2 protein-coding genes are annotated in these 2076 nt (G+C 68.0%); one reads left to right on the top strand and one right to left on the bottom strand.

Annotated features, from left to right (window positions below; genetic code table 11):
- Positions 1–348: 348 nt before the first annotated feature.
- A protein-coding gene (locus AB0I77_RS53385; protein ID WP_363290303.1) for an IS3 family transposase occupies positions 349–1586 on the top strand; the annotation gives its coding sequence in 2 pieces (ribosomal slippage) (positions 349–672 and positions 675–1586; 1236 coding nt in all).
- Positions 1587–1895: 309 nt separating this feature from the next.
- Here the strand turns inward: AB0I77_RS53385 and AB0I77_RS53380 are convergent.
- The coding region (locus tag AB0I77_RS53380; RefSeq protein WP_363290302.1) for a sensor histidine kinase at positions 1896–2076 on the bottom strand (181 nt) is incomplete at its 5' end.

Here is a 2076-nt window from a genome sequence, read left to right as displayed (position 1 = left end):
GTTTGTCGCACGATGTTGCCGTATGAGTAGGGGCAGCTATCAAGGGCGGACGAGGACGCCCCGCGGCTCAGCGGTCGCAGTAGTTCACGGAAGGGTCCTAGCGGGCCCGCCGCAGCGCTGGCAGCTGGCGACAAGAACCCCACCCCAACGCGTATCCCGGCTAGGCGGTACAGGAGATCGGGCACCCGCATGGCGCCTCGCTCTTGTGCCTCTATGAGATCCGGTCCAGCGCCAGGTCGGAGCGGAGTCTGGTATGCCCGCGCCTCGCGGACCTCGGGGGCCTCCCCCTGAGTGGTGGACACGCTGATACTGGATCTGCTTGATCCGGAGGAAGCGAGAAGACCGCCGATGGCGATGAAGGACTACTCGGACGAGTTCAAGGCCGATGCCGTGGCCCTGTACGAGTCCACACCCGGGGCGATCTACAAGAGCATCGCTGCTGACCTGGGCGTCAACCGGGCGACCCTGCGTGAGTGGGTGCTGCGGGACCGCGAACGCCGTGGCATCACCGCCGCGATTGCGAAGCCGGGTGCCCAGCCTCGGGAGGCGGTGCCGTCCGCTGATCCGGACGAGCGGGTGCGGCAGTTGGAGGCCCGGGTGGCCGAGCTCGAGGCAAGTGAGCGCAAGCTCGCCACCGAGCGGGACATCCTCCGCAAGGCGGCCAAGTATTTCGCCGGAGAGACGAACTGGTGAGGAGCCGCTTCCAGTTCGTTGACGACCATCGGAACACCTACGAGGTGAAGCGGCTCTGCCAAGTCCTGGACGTGAACCGGTCCAGCTACTACAAGTGGCTCGCCGGCGCCGAGGCCCGGGCCACCCGGCAGCGGGAGGACCGGATCCTGGCCGAGGAGATCCGCGAGGTCCACGGCGAGTCCGGCGGCGCTTACGGCTCCCCGCGAGTGACGGCCGAGCTCCGCGAGAAAGGGCGGCGGGTCAACGAGAAGCGGATCGCCCGGATCATGCGGACGTTCTCCATCACCGGCATCCGCCTGCGCAGACGCGTGCGCACCACCGTCCCGGACCCGGCAGCCTCACCGGTCCCGGACCTGTTCCAGCGGGACTTCACCGCTACCGAGCCGGGGCGCAAATACATGGGCGACATCACGTATCTCCCGCTCGCAGGCGGGGAGTTCCTCTATCTCGCGACCGTGCTGGACTGCTTCAGCCGCAAGGTCGTCGGCTGGTCCATCGCCGACCACATGCGCACCGGCCTGGTCGCCGACGCACTGCGGATGGCAGCCACGACCCGTGGCCGCCTGGACGGCGCCGTGTTCCACTCCGACCACGGAGCGCAATACGGATCCCGGGCCTTCGCCGGCCTCTGCGACCAACTCGGGGTCACACGGTCGATGGGCGCGGTCGGCACCAGCGCCGACAACGCGGCCTGCGAAAGCTTCCACGCCTCCCTGAAACGCGAGACCCTCCAGGGCGCCCACGACTACGGCGACTCCGACACCTGCCGCAGGACCGTCTTCGCCTGGCTGACCCGCTACAACAGCCGCCGCCGGCACTCCGCCAACGGCCACCTCAGCCCCAACGAATACGAACACCGACACCACACCGCTAAACTCACGCTCGCCGCGTGATCAATAACCGCGTGCCCACCTTCACGGGGGAAGGCCCGTCATCTGAGTGTGTCGGAGGTGTGTCGCGAACACCGAGAGACAACGAGAGAGGGCGGGAGTCAGTGAGACTGAATCCCGCTCTCTCATGTCGGCATTCGCCCTGGGCAGAGCAGATTTTTGCTGGCTGACTGGCGAGTGCCCCCGGCAGGATTCGAACCTGCGCACACGGCTCCGGAGGGCATGCCGACAAGCTGTGTGAGCCAGGGGCTGACCTGCGGTGGGCCGGGTGAAGAAAATGCGAACGCTGAGGTACGGATCGTGTACGCGCTGTCAACCTGCCTGCGGGGCTGTCGGCCCGTCCAGCTGCTCCGCCGCCAGGCTCACCGGTGGCAGCCACAGCCGCAGTCGTACGCCCTGCGGCAGCGGTTCGGCGGCCACGCCGCCGCCGTGCGTCTCGGCGATCTGCCGGACGATCGCAAGTCCGAGCCCGGAACCCGGCAGGGATCGCGCG

It is taken from the genome of Streptomyces sp. NPDC050619, assembly GCF_040654815.1.
Lineage (GTDB): Bacteria > Actinomycetota > Actinomycetes > Streptomycetales > Streptomycetaceae > Streptomyces.
Note: the sequence above shows the minus strand (reverse complement) of the source record. Positions and strands in the feature narration are given on the sequence as shown.